The 16,628-nt window shown below is 61.7% G+C and carries 22 protein-coding genes; 7 read left to right on the top strand and 15 right to left on the bottom strand.

Features of this window, described 5'->3' with window-relative positions; translation table 11 throughout:
* Positions 1–110: 110 nt before the first annotated feature.
* Entirely contained in the window at positions 111–788 is a 678-nt protein-coding gene (locus tag AB8A27_RS27855; RefSeq protein ID WP_092140136.1) for a response regulator, read from the bottom strand.
* A gap of 374 nt (positions 789–1,162) precedes the next feature.
* Here AB8A27_RS27855 and AB8A27_RS27850 point away from each other — a divergent pair, with 374 nt between their 5' ends.
* Positions 1,163–2,851: an MFS transporter gene (locus AB8A27_RS27850; RefSeq protein WP_441244666.1), complete on the top strand. Its 1,689-nt coding sequence runs from the start codon at positions 1,163–1,165 to the stop codon at positions 2,849–2,851.
* 100 nt (positions 2,852–2,951) lie between these two features.
* Here the strand turns inward: AB8A27_RS27850 and AB8A27_RS27845 are convergent, their stop codons facing one another.
* Entirely contained in the window at positions 2,952–3,422 is a 471-nt protein-coding gene (locus AB8A27_RS27845; protein ID WP_441244665.1) for a secondary thiamine-phosphate synthase enzyme YjbQ, read from the bottom strand.
* Between the two features lie 32 nt (positions 3,423–3,454).
* On the opposite strand from AB8A27_RS27845, the gene AB8A27_RS27840 reads away from it, so the two are divergent.
* On the top strand, positions 3,455–3,676 hold the full coding sequence (locus AB8A27_RS27840; protein ID WP_441244664.1) for a hypothetical protein: 222 nt from the start codon (positions 3,455–3,457) through the stop codon (positions 3,674–3,676).
* Between the two features lie 15 nt (positions 3,677–3,691).
* Here the strand turns inward: AB8A27_RS27840 and AB8A27_RS27835 are convergent, their stop codons facing one another.
* From AB8A27_RS27835 to AB8A27_RS27825, 3 genes are all read right to left on the bottom strand, one after another.
* Complete coding sequence (locus tag AB8A27_RS27835) at positions 3,692–3,913, bottom strand: DUF6894 family protein (RefSeq protein WP_441244663.1); 222 nt, start codon at positions 3,911–3,913, stop codon at positions 3,692–3,694.
* 160 nt (positions 3,914–4,073) lie between these two features.
* Positions 4,074–4,610 carry a hypothetical protein gene (locus AB8A27_RS27830; RefSeq protein ID WP_441244662.1) on the bottom strand — a complete coding sequence of 179 codons (537 nt, stop codon included), beginning with the start codon at positions 4,608–4,610 and terminating at the stop codon, positions 4,074–4,076.
* Positions 4,611–4,667: 57 nt separating this feature from the next.
* Positions 4,668–5,291, bottom strand: coding sequence for a 2-hydroxychromene-2-carboxylate isomerase (locus AB8A27_RS27825; RefSeq protein WP_441244661.1), 624 nt, complete (start codon positions 5,289–5,291; stop codon positions 4,668–4,670).
* Between the two features lie 274 nt (positions 5,292–5,565).
* Between AB8A27_RS27825 and AB8A27_RS27820 the strand changes: the two genes are divergently transcribed.
* The 5 genes from AB8A27_RS27820 (at position 5,566) to AB8A27_RS27800 (ending at position 8,218) form a co-directional block, all read left to right on the top strand.
* Complete coding sequence (locus tag AB8A27_RS27820; protein ID WP_441245058.1) at positions 5,566–5,940, top strand: AtpZ/AtpI family protein; 375 nt, start codon at positions 5,566–5,568, stop codon at positions 5,938–5,940.
* 104 nt (positions 5,941–6,044) lie between these two features.
* The gene (locus AB8A27_RS27815) at positions 6,045–6,794 is read left to right on the top strand and encodes a F0F1 ATP synthase subunit A (protein ID WP_092140142.1); all 750 of its coding nucleotides are present in this window, start codon (positions 6,045–6,047) and stop codon (positions 6,792–6,794) included.
* Positions 6,795–6,865: 71 nt separating this feature from the next.
* Positions 6,866–7,093, top strand: coding sequence for a F0F1 ATP synthase subunit C (locus tag AB8A27_RS27810; protein WP_068732626.1), 228 nt, complete (start codon positions 6,866–6,868; stop codon positions 7,091–7,093).
* Between the two features lie 62 nt (positions 7,094–7,155).
* Entirely contained in the window at positions 7,156–7,725 is a 570-nt protein-coding gene (locus tag AB8A27_RS27805; protein WP_441244660.1) for a F0F1 ATP synthase subunit B family protein, read from the top strand.
* Between the two features lie 4 nt (positions 7,726–7,729).
* Positions 7,730–8,218 (top strand): F0F1 ATP synthase subunit B family protein, encoded by a 489-nt coding sequence (locus tag AB8A27_RS27800; protein WP_441244659.1) that lies wholly within the window; start codon positions 7,730–7,732, stop codon positions 8,216–8,218.
* A gap of 71 nt (positions 8,219–8,289) precedes the next feature.
* Here the strand turns inward: AB8A27_RS27800 and AB8A27_RS27795 are convergent, their stop codons facing one another.
* From AB8A27_RS27795 to AB8A27_RS27750, 10 genes are all read right to left on the bottom strand, one after another.
* Positions 8,290–8,973: a hypothetical protein gene (locus AB8A27_RS27795; protein ID WP_441244658.1), complete on the bottom strand. Its 684-nt coding sequence runs from the start codon at positions 8,971–8,973 to the stop codon at positions 8,290–8,292.
* A gap of 167 nt (positions 8,974–9,140) precedes the next feature.
* Complete coding sequence (locus AB8A27_RS27790) at positions 9,141–9,728, bottom strand: GNAT family N-acetyltransferase (protein ID WP_092140145.1); 588 nt, start codon at positions 9,726–9,728, stop codon at positions 9,141–9,143.
* A gap of 34 nt (positions 9,729–9,762) precedes the next feature.
* Entirely contained in the window at positions 9,763–11,052 is a 1,290-nt protein-coding gene (locus AB8A27_RS27785; protein WP_441244657.1) for a M16 family metallopeptidase, read from the bottom strand.
* Positions 11,052–12,467, bottom strand: a complete 1,416-nt coding sequence (gene thrC, locus AB8A27_RS27780) for a threonine synthase (protein ID WP_441244656.1) — start codon at positions 12,465–12,467, stop codon at positions 11,052–11,054. The genes AB8A27_RS27785 and thrC overlap by 1 nt, the downstream gene beginning before the upstream one ends.
* Before the next feature lie 127 nt (positions 12,468–12,594).
* Positions 12,595–13,350, bottom strand: coding sequence for an SURF1 family protein (locus tag AB8A27_RS27775; RefSeq protein ID WP_441244655.1), 756 nt, complete (start codon positions 13,348–13,350; stop codon positions 12,595–12,597).
* A complete protein-coding gene (locus AB8A27_RS27770; protein WP_441244654.1) occupies positions 13,347–13,742 on the bottom strand; it encodes a DUF983 domain-containing protein in 396 nt (131 codons plus the stop codon). The genes AB8A27_RS27775 and AB8A27_RS27770 overlap by 4 nt, the downstream gene beginning before the upstream one ends.
* 80 nt (positions 13,743–13,822) lie before the next feature.
* Positions 13,823–14,680, bottom strand: coding sequence for a cytochrome c oxidase subunit 3 (locus tag AB8A27_RS27765; RefSeq protein WP_441244653.1), 858 nt, complete (start codon positions 14,678–14,680; stop codon positions 13,823–13,825).
* 97 nt (positions 14,681–14,777) lie between these two features.
* Positions 14,778–15,428 (bottom strand): cytochrome c oxidase assembly protein, encoded by a 651-nt coding sequence (locus AB8A27_RS27760; RefSeq protein ID WP_441244652.1) that lies wholly within the window; start codon positions 15,426–15,428, stop codon positions 14,778–14,780.
* A gap of 18 nt (positions 15,429–15,446) precedes the next feature.
* Positions 15,447–15,620, bottom strand: coding sequence for a CoxF protein (locus AB8A27_RS27755; RefSeq protein WP_092140163.1), 174 nt, complete (start codon positions 15,618–15,620; stop codon positions 15,447–15,449).
* A gap of 16 nt (positions 15,621–15,636) precedes the next feature.
* Positions 15,637–16,578, bottom strand: a complete 942-nt coding sequence (locus tag AB8A27_RS27750; protein WP_441244651.1) for a heme o synthase — start codon at positions 16,576–16,578, stop codon at positions 15,637–15,639.
* Positions 16,579–16,628 lie beyond the last annotated feature (50 nt).

Below are 16,628 nucleotides of genomic sequence, written 5' to 3'. Positions count from 1 at the left end.
CATCCTGAGGAGCGACGTCTTCGTCGCGTCTCGAAGGATGGCCGCTTGCACCAATTCATAGTTCTAGACGGCGTCAAAGAGGCGCCTCCTCACAGTGTATTATGGGTGAATTATTGCGGCGTCTGTTCGCCCTGACGCCACTGGCCGCCAGCGATCTTCGCGGCAGCGATGACAGCCTGGGTGCGGCTCTCCACACCGAGCTTCTGCAGGATCGCCGAGACATGCGCCTTGATGGTCGCCTCGGACACGCCGAGCTCATAGGCGATCTGCTTATTGAGGAGCCCTTCCGACAGCATCATCAGCACGCGGACCTGCTGCGGCGTCAGCGTCACCAGCCGATCGCGCAGCTTGCTCATTTCCGGATCGGCCGCGGCGGACATGTCCACGTCCGGTGGAACCCAGACGTCGCCATCCATCACGCGCAGGATGGCGTCGCGCAGCGTATCGACGCCGAACCGCTTTGGAATGAAACCGGATGCGCCGAAGTCCAGCGATTGGCGGATCGTACCGACGTCATCGCTGGCGGAGACGATGACCACCGGAATCGCGGGATACTGTGCCCGGAGGTAAATCAGCCCCGAGAAGCCGCTGATCCCCGGCATCGACAGATCGAGCAGGATCAGATCGACGTCGGAATCCTGTTCCAGCAGCTTGGTCAGATCCTCGAACGTGCCGGCTTCATCAACCGTAGTCGTCGGCAGCACAGTGCTGACCGCCTGCCGCAATGCACCGCGGAAGAGTGGATGATCGTCAGCAATAATGAGGCGCGAGGGAGCGATAACGGTCATCAAAATCCATGCAAAAATCTTGCGGCAAACCAGCGACCGCGTTGAGACGACGCGCAAAAGCGCATTTCGCCACAAGTGTCCCCCGCGCGACAACGTCTTGCAAGCGTCCAATGCTGCCACGCGGTAAATTGGTGAACGGACCCCATTGTGCGCCGCAATATCTCATGGGCGCGCGTATGTCCCGAAGGCAATTGATGGTGCTGCGACGTCTGCGCGCAGCCCCCTTGCGCAGGGCCTAAAGTCGTATTGGGTCGCATTTCCCCGCGATGCTACCTTTCGCATCGAAGTTCTCTGCAATGAGCCGACAGAAGTTCGGCGCAGCGAGCGAGAATCCAAGAACGAAGTTGGCAACATATTTGGGGAGCGATTCAAACATGTCCACCATGGCAGCAACATCCGCGAAGTCCGCGGGGATGACGAAGGACGAACGTTTCGTCATCTTCGCCTCTTCGCTCGGCACTGTTTTCGAATGGTATGACTTCTACCTGTTCGGCTCGCTTGCCGGCATCATCGGCGCGCAATTCTTCGGCGTGATCGATCCCGCCACCAAGGCACCGATGTTCAACCAGGCCACGCGCGACATCTTCGCGCTGCTGGCCTTCGCCGCGGGCTTTATCGTTCGCCCGTTTGGCGCCATCGTATTCGGACGCGTCGGCGACATCGTCGGCCGCAAATACACCTTCCTCGTCACCATCCTCATCATGGGCCTGTCGACCTTCATCGTCGGCATTCTGCCCAATGCAGCGACCATCGGCATCGCAGCTCCGATCATCCTGATCGGCCTGCGCCTGCTGCAGGGCCTGGCGCTCGGCGGCGAGTATGGTGGTGCGGCGACTTACGTGGCGGAACATTCGCCGGCCGGCAAGCGCGGCTACTACACATCGTTCATTCAGACCACGGCTACACTCGGCCTGTTCCTGTCGTTGCTCGTGATCCTGTTCACGCGGTCGGCGCTGGGCGAGGGCGAATTCGCTGCCTGGGGCTGGCGTATTCCGTTCCTGGTCTCGGTGGTTCTGCTCGGCATCTCGGTCTGGATCCGTCTGCGCCTGAATGAATCGCCCGTGTTCCAGAAGATGAAGGACGAAGGCAAGGGCTCCAAGGCTCCGCTGACCGAAGCCTTCGCCAACTGGAGCAACGCCAAGCTCGTGCTGATCGCACTGTTCGGCGGCGTGATGGGCCAGGGCGTGGTCTGGTACACTGGTCAGTTCTACGCGCTGTTCTTCATGCAATCGATCCTCAAGGTCGATGGCTACACCGCGAACCTCCTGATCGCCTGGTCGCTGCTGCTCGGCACCGGCTTCTTCATCTTCTGGGGCGCCCTGTCCGACAAGATCGGCCGCAAGCCGATCATTCTGGCAGGCTGCCTGATAGCAGCACTGACCTTCTTCCCGATCTTCCGGATGATCACCACCAACGCCAACCCGACGCTGGAAAAGGCGATCGAGACCGTGAAGGTGGAAGTCGTTTCAGATCCCGCGCTGTGCGGCGATCTGTTCAACCCGGTTGGCACCCGTGTCTTCACCAAGCCCTGCGATACAGCACGCGCCTATCTTGCTTCGTCATCGGTCAAGTACTCGACCTCCTACGGTGCAGCGGGCTCGGGCGTGAAGGTCGTTGTCAATGGCAAGGACGTGCCCTACACCGCGGCTGCAGCATCGAACCCGCAGGTTCTCGCAGCGGTCCAGGCGGCGGGCTATCCCAAGGCGGGCGACGCGCAGATCGTGAAGATGGCGCATCCGTTCGATATCTTCCGTCCGCAGGTCGCGGCAGTGATCGGACTGCTGTTCATCCTGGTGCTGTTCGTGACCATGGTCTACGGGCCGATCGCGGCAATGCTGGTCGAACTGTTCCCGACCAAGATCCGCTACACCTCGATGTCGCTGCCCTACCACATCGGCAACGGCTGGTTCGGCGGACTTCTCCCGGCGACCGCCTTCGCCATCGTGGCCTCGACCGGCGATATCTATGCCGGTCTGTGGTACCCGATCATCTTCGCGGCGATCACCGTGGTCGTCGGCTTCTTCTTCCTGCCGGAGACCAAGGACGTCGATATCGGCGCCTGATTCCGCAAGGCCGGCAGCCCGAGCTGCCGGCAGACGCGACGACAACAAAAGGCCGCGGAGCAATCCGCGGCTTTTTTTTATTTTAGCCGATCTGCGAGCGTCAGGTCGCGCCGGTAAATTGCAGCACCACTTCGCGGCGATGCGGGCGGGCACGGTGTTCGATCAGATAGATGCCCTGCCAGGTACCAAGCGCGATCTTGCCGGATAGGACCGGAACATGCAGCGAGGTCGCAGTCAGCATGGTGCGAACATGCGCGGGCATGTCATCGGGCCCCTCCGTGTCGTGCGTCCAGTTGAAATCCTGAGGCGCAAGACGATCGAACGTTGTCATGAGATCGACCAGCACGGAAGGATCGGCGTTTTCCTGGATGGTGAGCGACGCTGAGGTGTGGCGGATGAACAGCGTCAACGCACCTTCTCGGGCGCCGGTCTCGCTCAGGAATTTGGCGACCTCGCGGGTCAGATCGACGAAACCTGCGCCGGATGTCTGCACTGTCAGTAGCGACGACACAACAGTTTCGACGCGAACTGCAGACGGCGCGCTGCGCGTGATGGACTTGGCAGATGTCATAACATCCCCTTTCGGCTAATAGATCCCGGCTGATGAACCAAAACGCGCTGATGGCGTTCCCATTTCAATCAGGATGGACAAGGGAAAACGCCATGAAGCCCAAAACATCAAGGGACATTCCGGGGCCGGGACCACGCAAGGACGAACAGCGGACGCAGGAGAAAGCTGTCATAAAGGACGCAGACAAGACCGATCAGGCCGACCGCGACATCATCCATGGCGACGGCGACAATATCGGGCTCGACCGCAAATGAGAGCTGCGCACTGCGTTAATCGTCGGAGCTCACCACGTCTGCGCGGTGAATTTCCTCGCCCTCCTCATTGCGGACGGAAATGGCGAAGTGCTTGCCGCGCAGCTCGGGCCTGATCTTGTAAATATCACCTGCGAGCTTGTCGGCGACCTCAGCGGCCAGCAATTCACTGCGCAAAATCTGCCCGGAAGCGTCAGGCACGGTCGTTCCATCGACCAGATCAAAATAAAATCTCGGCATCAAAGTACTCCTCCCTTGGGTCGAAACCTTGAGTCGAAAAATGTCCGATTGGGCTCCTGTCTGCTTGCGCTGAACTGTTCTCGATATCGCGGCAAAAAGCCCCGCGCATCATATCGATCAACAATGTGAGCACTGCCATCTGTCGCGAATCTGGCCGCGCTCAGATCTTCCCGCTGGCGTCGCGCTGGATGCGGCTCGCCATATCGACAAGGCGTCGCCACGCGTTTTCGACGAAGGCCATCATCCGATCGACGTCGCGCTCGCTCGGCAGCGGAATCTCGATCTTCCTCTCGCCATCGGCACTGCCTGACTTCCCGGGCTTCAGCGAATCCTGCTTCGGGAGCGCTTCATCGGTCTTGCCGGCGACGGCTGGACCGCGCTGCGCAAGCTCCGCCTTCAGCTTGTCGTTGTCCTTCTGCAGCCGTCCGATCTCGGTATCGAGCGCGGCACGTTCATCCGGCAAAACATAGCAGGCCCAGCCGGCCCCCTTATCCGTGCAGGTCGAAACCGTGCCGGTGCGGGTATCCAGGCGAATGACGCCTTCAGTGATCGGCGACAGCGAATAACGACCGTTCTCGATGTCCGGGAGGGCCTGCGCAGACGCACCGACGATCCCGGCCATCAGAACCGCGCTAACCCGCGCAGCGTAGCGCATGGACTGCCCGGGGAAGGTAAAACGCACCACAGCATTCTTCATGGAGATGCTCCGCGTTGCGAGTTCGGGGCGATAGCCGCCTTTTGCTCTCAGATGTGCTCAGATTTGAGATTTGAAAGGCGCCCGCTTTGCTTTCAACGCATCAGCCAGCAATTCGAGCCGGTCCTGCCCCCAAAATACTTCGCCGTTGAGCACATAGGCCGGCGAGCCGAACACGTCAGCCGCAATCGCCTCCTGACGGTTCTGTTCGTATGTCGCAGCGACATCGCTCGACGCCGCGCGCTCTACCAGTTTCGCGCCCGGCAGCCCCGAATCATCCGCCAGCCCGATCAGCACGGCCGGGTCGCCGAGATTGAGCTGACCTTCCCATACCGCAGGAAATGCGCGGCGCAGGAAGGGATCCGGATCGTGTCCGGCCTCGAGCGCCGCAATCACCAAACCATCGGCGAGTCGGCCATCGAATGGCCAGTTCTTCGGCTGCAGATGGAAATCGAGACCGCGCTTGTCGCGCCAACGCTGCAATTCAAGCATCCGGTAGCGCTGCCGCACCGGATGACGCTTGCCGAGCGGGAGGCCGCCGGTTTCCGAAAACAGATCGCCGAGAAATACCGGCTTGTGATTCACCTTGAGATCGTAAGTACTTACGAGATCGCGAAAGAGCGTATGGCCGATATAGGCCCAGGGTGACGGCAGCGAAAAATAGTAATCGATCTCTTGAGGCATTCCGGACTCCGGCAGAGGCATTTTCAAACTCTGCGGTACTCCAACAGAGCGCCCTGCGCCGTGCAAGATAGATCACCTCGAAAGTCACTCTTGCGCTGCGGCGATCCCGCGCAGCGGGATTCGAATTTCGCCAATAAAATCAAGTGAATCAAAGGACTAACAGGTGATCAGCGAATCTTGACTTGGCAAGATGCGCTAAGTATGGTCCGCCCGGCTTTGAAGGGTGACGGGGCGTTATTTCCAGCATTTGCAGCGTTATTTCGAGTGTCGCAGCATGACCAACGACACACGGGACGATGACAGTGGACGCGGACGTGACGGCAAAACGTCTCCCGATGAGGCTGCGCTTTCCGCAAGGCTCGGAAGTCTGAATCAGCGTCTGTCCAAACTTCAGGATGAGCGCAAATTCCAGACTGACCAATCCGACACTGGAAGCGGAAACGCGCAGTCCAGGGCATCGGCCATGGCAGTGGGTCTCCGTCTTTCATCGGAACTGGTCGCGGGCGTCGTCGTCGGAACGATTCTGGGCTGGGGCTTCGATCGTTTGCTGTCGACATCACCGTGGGGGCTGATCGTTTTCATGCTGCTCGGCTTCGTCGCCGGCGTAATGAATGTGATGCGCTCGGCTGGTGTCGGAAAGAAGCAATAAGAAATTCGTGCCCGAGACCTTTGCGTCGATGGCGCAGCATTTGAGTGCCGGCTGTCCGGCAAGGAAACGCCGGGCGTTCCGGCCGAATTGAAAGACCGACGTGGATGGCCGATCCGATCCATCAATTTGAGATCCACAAGATCTTCACCCTGGGCCATATCGGCAATCAGGAAATCGCCTTCACCAACTCGTCGGCCTATATGTTCGGCGCCGTCGCCGTCGTGTCGCTGCTGATGCTCGGTGGCAGCGCCGGTCGCCGGCTGATCCCGAACCGTTTCCAGTCGGTCGCCGAACTGTCCTACGAATTCGTGTCGAATACGCTACGCAGTAGCATCGGCGAAGAAGGGATGAAGTTCTTCCCCTTCGTGTTCTCGCTCTTCATGTTCATCCTTACGGCGAACCTGATCGGCATCATTCCCTACACCTTCACCGTCACCAGCCATCTGATCGTCACCGTCGCGCTGGCGCTGATGGTGTTCCTCACGGTGTTCCTCTACGGCCTCTACAAGAACGGCCTCGGCTTCTTCAAGCTGTTCGTGCCCCACGGCATTCCGATCTACATCCTGCCGCTGATCATGGTGATCGAGGTCATCTCGTTCCTGTCGCGCCCGGTGTCGCATTCGGTTCGTCTGTTCGCCAACATGCTGGCCGGCCACATCACGCTGAAGGTTTTCGCCGGCTTCGTGACCTCGCTCTCGGCGCTCGGCGCAGTCGGCATCTTCGGTGCCGTCCTGCCGCTGGCCATGACCACGGCGCTGACCGCGCTGGAACTGCTGGTCGCCTTCCTGCAGGCCTATGTGTTCACGATCCTGACCTGCATCTATCTCAACGACGCACTTCATCCGGGCCACTAACCGCATTTTAGTGTCCTGGCGGAATTCCACCCCTCACCTGTCTTATCCCTATCCCAAGAAGGAGTTTTACTATGGATCCCATCGCAGCGAAGTACATCGGCGCCGGCATTGCTTGTCTCGGCATGGGTGGCGCTGGCATCGGCGTCGGCATGATCTTCAGCCAGTTCCTCAACGGTGCGCTCCGCAACCCGTCGGCTTCCCAGGGCCAGTTCGCTAACCTGATCTTCGGCTTCGCCGTGACCGAAGCGCTCGGCATCTTCTCGCTGCTGATCGCGCTGCTGCTGCTGTTCGCCGTCTAAGCTGAAACGGATCCGGTTGCCGCTCCATCCGGGGCGCGCTTCCGATCGATAAGGAGACTGCTGTGGCTGAAGGTCAGGGCAAATCCAAGGGCGCCGATCACGGGACTGCCGCACACACTGCGGCAGACGGTGGTCACAAGGCGTCGTTTCCGCCGTTCGAGAGCAGCACCTTTGCTTCACAGCTGGTGTCGTTCGCGATCGCGTTCGGCTTGCTCTATCTGATCGTGTCGCGTCTGGCGCTGCCCCGCGTCGGCGGCGTGCTTGCGGCCCGTCAGCAGGTTCTCGATACGGACCTGAACGAAGCCGCCAAGCTCCAGGCCGATTCCGACGCTGCATTGAAGGCTTACGAAACCGAACTCGCCAATGCCCGCGCCAAGGCGCAGGCGATGGCGACCGAAGTTCGTGAGAAGCTCAATGCAGAACAGGAGCAGGCCAAGGCGAAGCTCGAAGAGAGCCTTGCCAGCAAGCTTGCTGCAGCGGAGCAGACCATCGCGACCACCCGCGCAACGGCGATGGGCAATGTGCGCAGCATTGCTGCGGACACGGCCTCGGCGATCGTCGAACGTCTGACGGGCGTCAGCCCCGATGCAGGCGCCGTCAACGCCGCGCTCGACGCGTCGCTGAAAGGATAAACGGATGTTCGGACTTCAAGCTGAATTCTGGGTCGCCGTCGCTTTTGTCATTCTGATGGTGGTGTTCGGCTGGTTCGGTATTCACCGCACCATCCTGACGGCGCTCGACCACCGCAGCGTCCGCATCAAGCAGGAACTCGACGACGCCCGTCGCCTGCGCGATGAAGCCGCTGCGCTGCTCGCAGACTACAAGAAGCGTCATGCAGCGGCCGAGCGCGAAGCGCAGGACATCATCACTTCCGCCAAGGAAGACGCTGAGCGCATTGCCGCCGAAGCCAAGGCCAAGATGGAAGATTTTGTCTCCCGCCGCACCAAGACCGCGGAAGGCAAGATTGCTCAGGCGGAAGCCCAGGCTGTCGCAGACGTCCGCGCAGCCGCAGCCGAAGCCGCAGTGAACGCTGCAACCTCGGTACTGTCGCAGTCGGTGAAGGGCTCGGTGGCCGACGACCTGATTGCCAAGGGCATCGGCGAAGTTCGCTCCAAGCTGAACTAAGCGAAACACTTCAAACTAAAAAAGCCGGCGCGAGATCATCGCGCCGGCTTTTTTGTTGGCTGAATGTCCTCTTAGCGCCGCTTGCGGGCGGGCGCCTGCGATTTCAGGGCCTGCGGATCGAAGCCGATATAGAAGATATAGGAATCGCCTGCAGTGCCCGTCGGCACCGGATAGACGAGATCCTCGCCGACCAGACTGAAGGGCACGCTGGTCTCGCTGCCGATCTGCACATTGGTCTGGAATACCTTGGTGGCAATGGTCTTCGGCGTCACGCCTTCCTGCACCACAGCGACACGCAGCGGCACATCCACCGCCGCCGGTGCACCGGCCGGTCCGACGATGACGCGGCCCTGGATGCCGATCTTGACCGAGATCTGACCTGCATTGAGATCGCAGGAGCGCGCCGTCCGGGTGATGGTGGCCTGGAAAGCCAGATCGTTGCCGACTGCCGGCTTGCCTGCAGCGCCAACCGCATAGGTCGAGGCGCCTGGCCGGATGCTGACGCTCGGGCAAGTCAGATCATTCTCATCGGTCTGCGGCGACTGCGGCGCGCCGACCTCGGTGGACTTGCCCGAGAACAACTGCGTGAAGCGATCGGTCATCGACGGACTGCCGCCGCCACTACTGGGCGAACCGCCGCCAAACATGCTGCCGCCGCCGCAACCGGCCAGCGTCAGGCTTGCGGCAGTGATCACCAGCAGGCTGCGGAGCGCGCCGGTGCGGCCGCTGATCGGCATCGAACGAATGTTGCGCATTATGAAGATATCCCCGGAGATTCAGTCGTTTGCGCTGCCCCGCCCAAGGCGTGCGCAGGGCCTTATAACAGCGCAATGGCGGCGAACCCAAGGCACTTAAACGAGGCACTTAAGAGAGGACAGACGCGCGCCATTGCGCCACATCCGGACATCGCGTTGCAGCACGACTACCCGCGGAAGTCCTCATGCAGCATGCCGTAAAGCAGGTGATCCTGCCAGATGCCATTGATGCAGAGATAACGCCGCGCCAGCCCTTCGCGCGAGAAGCCGCATTTCTCCAGCACCCGCACCGACGGCATGTTGGTGGGAATGCAGGCCGCCTCGATGCGGTGCAGGTTGAGCTCACCGAACAAGGTCGGCAACAGCACCCGCAGCGCCGCGGTCATGACGCCCTGCCCGGTATAGGGCTGGCCGACCCAGTAACCGATGGTGCCAGCCTGGACGATGCCCCGGCGCACATTGGCCAATGTCACGCCGCCCAGCAGCGTGCCGTCGGACTCGCGAAACACCAGAAACGGATAGGCGCGATCGGCCGCCGCATCGTCGGCATAGCGGCGCAGCCTGCGGCGAAAGCCGGATCGCGTCAGATCGTCTGACGGCCAGATCGGCTCCCACGGCGTGAGATAACCCCGGCTCTGCTCACGCAGATCGGCCCATTGCGGAAAGTCGCTCATCACGGGTGCGCGCAAGGCAACGCCGTAGCCGCGCGGCGCCAGCGCCGCCGGCATACTCGATGGCAAACGAAACAGGGCCATAGGGTCGCTCCCTGATGCCTCGGACCTCGCCGGCCTAGTGCAGCAGGCTCTTGTCCTTGGCGCGGGTCAATCCTTCCGCAAAAGCCACCGCCGTGTCCAGCCCCCGGCCGCTGCCGAGCGCCGCCACCGCCGGGCGGCTGCGCGTCAGCAGGCCACGGGCGACGTTGCGGGTTGATTCCACGCTGACATCGTCGATGCGCTTGACGAGTTCTTCCACGGTGAGCGGACGGCCATAGGCCAGCATGTGCCGCGCCAACTGCTCGGCGCGCGAGCTGCAGCTCTCCAGCGCCATCAGCAGGCCGGCCTTCATCTGCGCCTTTGCGCGCGCGATCTCGGCTTCGGTCAATGTCTCCACCGACTCGTTGATGACGTCGACGATGACTTCCATCATCTCCGGCGCATCGGTGGGATCCGTGCCGGTATAGAGACCGAAGAAGCCGGTGTCGGTATAGGGCGCATGGAAAGTGTAGATCGAATAGCAGAGGCCGCGTTTCTCACGCACTTCCTGGAACAGACGCGACGACATCCCGCCGCCGAGAATGTTGGTGAAGACCTGCAGGCTGAACAGCGACAGGTCCGACTGCGGCAGACCTTCCAGCGCCAGCGTCAGATGCGCCTGTTCGAGATCGCGATTGACCACACGCGAACCTCCCTTGCCGAACATCGCCGGCTGCGGCTTCGGCGCGGCAGTACCTGCGAAACTTGAAAAACGATCGGATGCTTCGTGCACGACCTGACGGTGATTTACGGCGCCCGCAGCAGCCACCACCATGTCCGGCCCGCGATAATGCGTGGACAGGTAGTGCTGCAGCATGTCGCGATCAAATCCCTTCAGCGTCTTGGCGGTGCCCAGAAGCGAACGGCCCATCGGCTGGTCGGGATAGCAAAGCTCGTTGAGATGTTCGAACACCACATCATCCGGCGTGTCCTGCGCCGCACCGATCTCCTGCACGATCACGCTCTTCTCGCGCTCCAGCTCATCCGGCACGAAAGTGGGATTGGCGAGAATGTCGGAGAGCACATCGAGTGCCAGCGGCACGTCGGCCTTCATCACGCGGGCATAATAGGCCGTGGTCTCGGTGGAGGTTGCAGCATTGAGATCGCCGCCGACCGCCTCGATCTCCTCGACGATCTCGCGCGATGAACGCTTCTTGGTGCCCTTGAACGCCATATGTTCGAGCAGATGCGAGATACCATGCTCGTTGGACTTCTCATCGCGGCCGCCGACGCCGGTCCAGACGCCGAGTGCTGCGGTTTCCAGATGCGGCATGGTGTCGGTGATGACCGTCAGGCCCGAAGGCAGCTTTGTAACCTCGACGGTCATCAGGACACTCCCTGCTTTGCAGCGCGGCTGACCGACAGCACGAACTGCTCAATATCGCTTTGGTCATTCTTCATAACCTTAATATGCTCGGGCTTCGTCATCAGCCCTTCCAGATAGACCGGCAATGCCGGCCGGACGCCGCAGGCGGCTTCCACCGCATCGGGGAATTTCGCGGCATGCGCCGTCGACAGCACGACGTTGGGCACATGCATCTCGGTGGTGTCGCGGTCGGCCACGGCCAATGCCACTGCGGTATGCGGATCGATCAGATCGCCGGTCTCGCGCCACGCGGTGCGAATGGCTGCCGCCGTCTCGTCCTCGTCGGCGCGACCGGATTCGAAATCGGCACGGATCGCAGTCAGCACCTTCTCCGGCAGCACGAAGCGGCCGGACTGCTTGAGCGAATCCATCAATCCGCGCACCAGCGCAGCATCGCGGCCGGAGGCCTCGAACAGCAGACGTTCGAAATTCGACGACACCTGAATGTCCATCGACGGCGACGACGAGGCGTGAACTTCACGCACCTCGTAGATGCCGGTCTTGAGCGTGCGATCGAGGATGTCGTTGACATTGGCGGCGACGCGCAGCTTGCGCACCGGCAGACCCATGCGCTTGGCCACATAGCCCGCAAAGATGTCGCCGAAATTGCCGGTCGGCACGGTGAAATCGACACTACGCGCGGGCGCGCCGACGGCGACGGCCGAGGTGAAGTAGTAAACCACCTGCGCGACGATGCGCGCCCAGTTGATCGAATTCACACCGGACAGCGAGACCGCATCGCGGAAGCTGTGATGGTTGAACAGGCCCTTCACGATCGCCTGGCAATCGTCGAAATGCCCCTCGACGGCAAGCGCATGGACGTTCGACGCGCCTGTCGTCGTCATCATCCGGCGCTGCACATCGGAGATACGGCCGTTCGGGAACAGCACGACGAGATCGACATTGTCGCGCCCGGCAAAGGCATCGACGGCGGCACCACCGGTGTCGCCCGAGGTCGCGACCACGATGGTAGTGCGCTGGTTGCGCTTGGCGAGGACATGATCCATCAGCCGCGCGATGAGCTGCATGGCGACGTCCTTGAACGCCAGCGTCGGGCCGTGAAACAGCTCGAGCACGAACTGGTTCGGCGCGGTCTGATCGAGCGGCACCACGGCAGGATGGCGGAACGTGGCATAGGCCTCATTGGCCATGCGGCCGAGATCCTCGTCGGAAATCTCGCCGGCCACGAATGGCCGGAGCACCTCGACAGCGACTTCCCAATAGGGCCGGCCGAACAGCGACGCGATGGTCTCAGCCGAGAGCTGCGGCCAGACCTCGGGAATGTAGAGGCCGCCGTCGCGGGCAAGGCCGGTCAGCATGACATCGCAAAAGCCGAGTTTCGGGGCCTCTCCCCGCGTCGAGATATAGGTCGTCAAGGCGTCCTCCAAAGGCGCGGAAACCGCCAAGCCTTTGATAATAATGGGGTTAAAACTTCACGCCGCGTGAAATCAGAGGGCACCATAATGGGTTTCGCCGGGCGAGGAAACCAACAATGGCCGGGGTTCAGGCCCGCCGCTGGCCCCTGATCCAGACCCCGAAAGCGATCACCACGGCAGCCGCGAGGCCAAACCAGGTGATCGCATATTGCATGTGGTCGTCCTTGAGGTGGATTTCGAGCGGACCCGGCTTCGGGATGGCGCTGGCCGGTACGGGACTTTCCAGATCGACATAGAACGGGGCCACAGCGCCCCAGCCGAGCGCCTGCGCCATGGCGCTCTGATCGCGGTTGAACCAGAGGCGCTTGCTGACATCGTCATGGGGCGTCAGCGTGCCCGCCGTTTCGGGGAAACGCAGATAGCCGGTCAGGGTCACTGGGGCGCCGGTGATGAGCTTCTGCACGGCGCGATCCTGCTGCGCGCGGTCCTGCATCGTGTTCTGCACGAAGCCGGCATTGATCACGACGGTTTCGCCGGATGCGAGCTGCGCCGGCAGGAAGGCCCAGGTCACCGGGCCCGGTACATCTGGCCGCACGCCGGAGCCGGAGCTGTAGACCATGCCGTCCGGGACAGGTTTGTAGGTGGCCGAAAAGCTGACACGGCGAAATTCATCCGTCGCTGCCGTCAGCGCGCTCCATGTGGCTGGTGCAGGCAATGCACCCGGCGCAGCTGCCAGACGCTCCGTGAGTGCGGCGATCAGCGCGTGTTTCTCGGTGCGGCGCTGCAATTGCCAGAAGCCGAGGCCGAGGAGCACGCCAACGATGATCAGCGTAACGATGCCAAGACCGGTGATACTGCGCCGGCGCGCTGCAACAGAGTTCATTTCGGCGTGCGATCGATGAGCTGGCCTTCGGAGGCCTTGTGGTGGAATTGCAGGGCGATCAGCAACGACTTCATGGACCGCAAAGGTAACAGCGTGGTCGCCAGAATCAGTGGCAGCCACAGTGCGGCATGCAGCCAGAATGGGGGCTGATACTTGACCTCGACGATGAGGGCAGCACCGACCACGATGGCACCAGCGAGCATGATGATGAAGATGGCCGGACCATCGCCGGTATCGATAAAAGCATAGTCCAGTTCGCAACGCTCACATCGCGGCGCCAGATTGATGAAGCCCGCATAGAGCTTGCCCGCACCACAACGCGGGCATTTGCAGGTGAGGCCGCGGATAACGGTCTGGCTCAGCGTGGCGGGGGCGGTGAGTTGATCGGGCATCGAGTTAATTTCTTTCACGCCGCAGAGGCCAACGAAAAAGGGCGGCCCTGCGGCCGCCCTCTTGTAGCACCCGAATGCGATCAGTGCGCGGCTGCGCCGGCGATGGGGCCGCCATAGCCCCAGACATAGATCGTGACGAACAGGAACAGCCAGACCACGTCCACGAAGTGCCAGTACCAGGCGGCGAATTCGAAGCCGAGGTGCTGTTTCGGCGTGAAGTGGCCGGCATAGACGCGGAGCAGACAGACCAGGAGGAAGATGGTGCCGACCAGCACGTGGAAGCCGTGGAAGCCGGTCGCCATGAAGAAGGTCGCGCCGTAGATGTTGCCCTTGAAGCCGAAAGCAGCGTGGCTGTATTCGAACGCCTGCACGCAGGAGAAGGCAATGCCGAGCAGCACGGTGAGGATCAGCGCATGCTTCACCGCCTTGCGGTCGCCTTCCAGCAGCGCGTGATGCGCCCAGGTCACCGTGGTGCCCGAGGTCAGCAGGATCAGCGTATTGAGCAGCGGCAGGTGCCAGGGATCGAAGGTCTGGATGCCCTTCGGCGGCCAGACACCACCGAACAGCGCCTCGCGGGTGGCGTGGACGGGATCGCCGGGGAACAGCGACGAATTGAAATAGGCCCAGAACCAGGCGACGAAGAACATTACCTCCGAGGCGATGAAGAGGATCATGCCGTAGCGATGGCTGATCTGCACCACACGGGTGTGGTCGCCCTTGTACTGGGCTTCGCGAACCACGTCGGTCCACCAGCTCGCAAATGTGTACAGCACGCCAATGGTGCCGACGCCGAACACGAGGGGCGCCGCCGCATACATGTGATGCATCCAGCTGACCGCGCCGACCGCCATGATGAAGGCGAACAGCGAGCCTACCGCCGGCCACGGCGAGGGATCGACGAGGTGATAGTCGTGGTGCTTAGCTTGCGCCGTAGCCATTGCGGTTCTCTCCGTCAGCTGCGCCGGTTGAAGCCGGTGCGAGTTCTCTCAGTTTTATAACTCGGAACGCTCCAAAATTATCTCTTGGAGCTTTCCCTTAGAGGTTACCCTTGCGCTTGTCAGTCTCCGTCGCCGCCAGCGGCTTCGGCGCCGGATCGCGCAGGGGGTAGAACGTGTAGGACAGTGTAATCGACTTCAGCCCGTCATTCTCGCTATCTGCGGCTAGTGCCGGATCGACATAGAATACGACGGGCATTTCGCGCTTCTCACCGGGCGCCAGGGTCTGGTCGGTGAAGCAGAAGCAATTGATCTTCTGAAAATACGCCCCCACCGTCAGCGGCGCCACATTATAGGCAGCCTGTGCAGAGGTGGTGCGGGCGGACTGGTTGGTCACGGTGTAGAAAACGGTCACGACCTCGCCGATCCTGACCTCGATCTCGCTCTGCTCCGGCACGAACTTCCATGGCAGCCCGCCCGATACATTGGCATCGAAGCGCACCGCGATTGTACGCGCGATCGGGCCGTTTGCGGGCGCCGAACTGGCCACCATCGTGGTGCCGTTGAAACCGGTGGCGCGGCAGAACCAGTTATACAGCGGCACGGCGGCATAGGACGCGCCGACCATGAAGGCCACCAGCAGACCGCAAGCCGCAGCCACCGTCGCATCGCGACCCAGACCGCGGCGCGCAATCTTATCGCTGCGCGGGCTGTTCACTTCAACTGGCTTGATCTGCGGCTGATCGGTCATGTCACTCAGCTTCTGTCATTACATGGGCCGGATGAGAACGGCCGGCCCCTTGACCATGGTGACGGCAAAGAACAGCACGACGAGAATGCCGAGCGCCCAGGCGATAGCCAGCGAGCGTTCGCGTCGGCTTTTCTTCTGTGCCTCAGTAAGGACGATGCCTTCCGGCTCTTCAGGCTTGCGCTCGTTGTCCATGAGATCATGCGCCCCTCTACCAGACCAGCGGGAGGATGGCCTTCACGACCACCTCGAGCAGCAGAATGGCAAACAGTGCGAACAGATAGACGATCGAGAAAGCAAACAGCTTGCGCGTCGCGCGGTTAGCAGGCGTGCCTTCGCGCAAGCGATAGACCTGCACGGCGAGATACATCATGCCGGCGCCGAGGATCAGCGAAGCGGTGCCGTAGATGGCCGAGAAATAACCGAGCGGCCAAGGCGCGACGGCCGTTGCGACCAGCACGACAGTGTAGAGCAGAATCTGCAGCCGGGTCGCGTCGGGACCGGCAACCACCGGCAGCATCGGCACGCCGGCGCGGGTGTAATCGTCGTTGCGGAACAGCGCCAGCGCCCAGAAATGCGGCGGGGTCCAGAAGAAGATGATCAGGAACAGCAGGATCGGCTCCATCGAGAGCGTTCCTGACGACGCAGCCCAGGCCACGACCGGCGGCAGCGCGCCGGCGGCACCGCCGATGACAATGTTCTGCGCGGTCCAGCGCTTCAGGGCGATGGTATAGATCACGACATAGAAGAAGATCGTGAAAGCGAGCAGCGCACCGGCCAGCCAGTTGACAAGGATGCCGAGCGTCATCACCGAGAAGAAGGCCAGGACCAGACCGAAGGTCAGCGCTTCCGGCCGGGTGACGCGGCCGCGCGGAATCGGGCGGTTGGCGGTGCGCAACATCAGCGCATCGATATCGGCCTCGTACCACATGTTCAGCGCGCCGGAGGCGCCACCGCCGACAGCGATGCAGAGAATCGAGGTAATCGCCAGCACCGGATGATGATCGCCCGGTGCCAGGAAATAACCAACCATGGCCGTGAACACGACCAGCGACATCACCCGCGGCTTGAGCAGCGCGATGTAGTCCGCCACGCCCGCTTCGGAGATGCGGGGGCTGGACAGGTCGATGGCGTGGTGGTCGAGAACGGACAAGATCAATCTCACTTTGTTACGAGCACTCCGCCGAAGCCAGACTGGCCGCG

The organism is Tardiphaga sp. 768_D3_N2_1 (assembly GCF_052076105.1).
GTDB lineage: Bacteria > Pseudomonadota > Alphaproteobacteria > Rhizobiales > Xanthobacteraceae > Tardiphaga.
The sequence above is the reverse complement of the archived record's forward strand: the minus strand, read 5'-3'. Positions and strand labels throughout refer to the sequence as shown.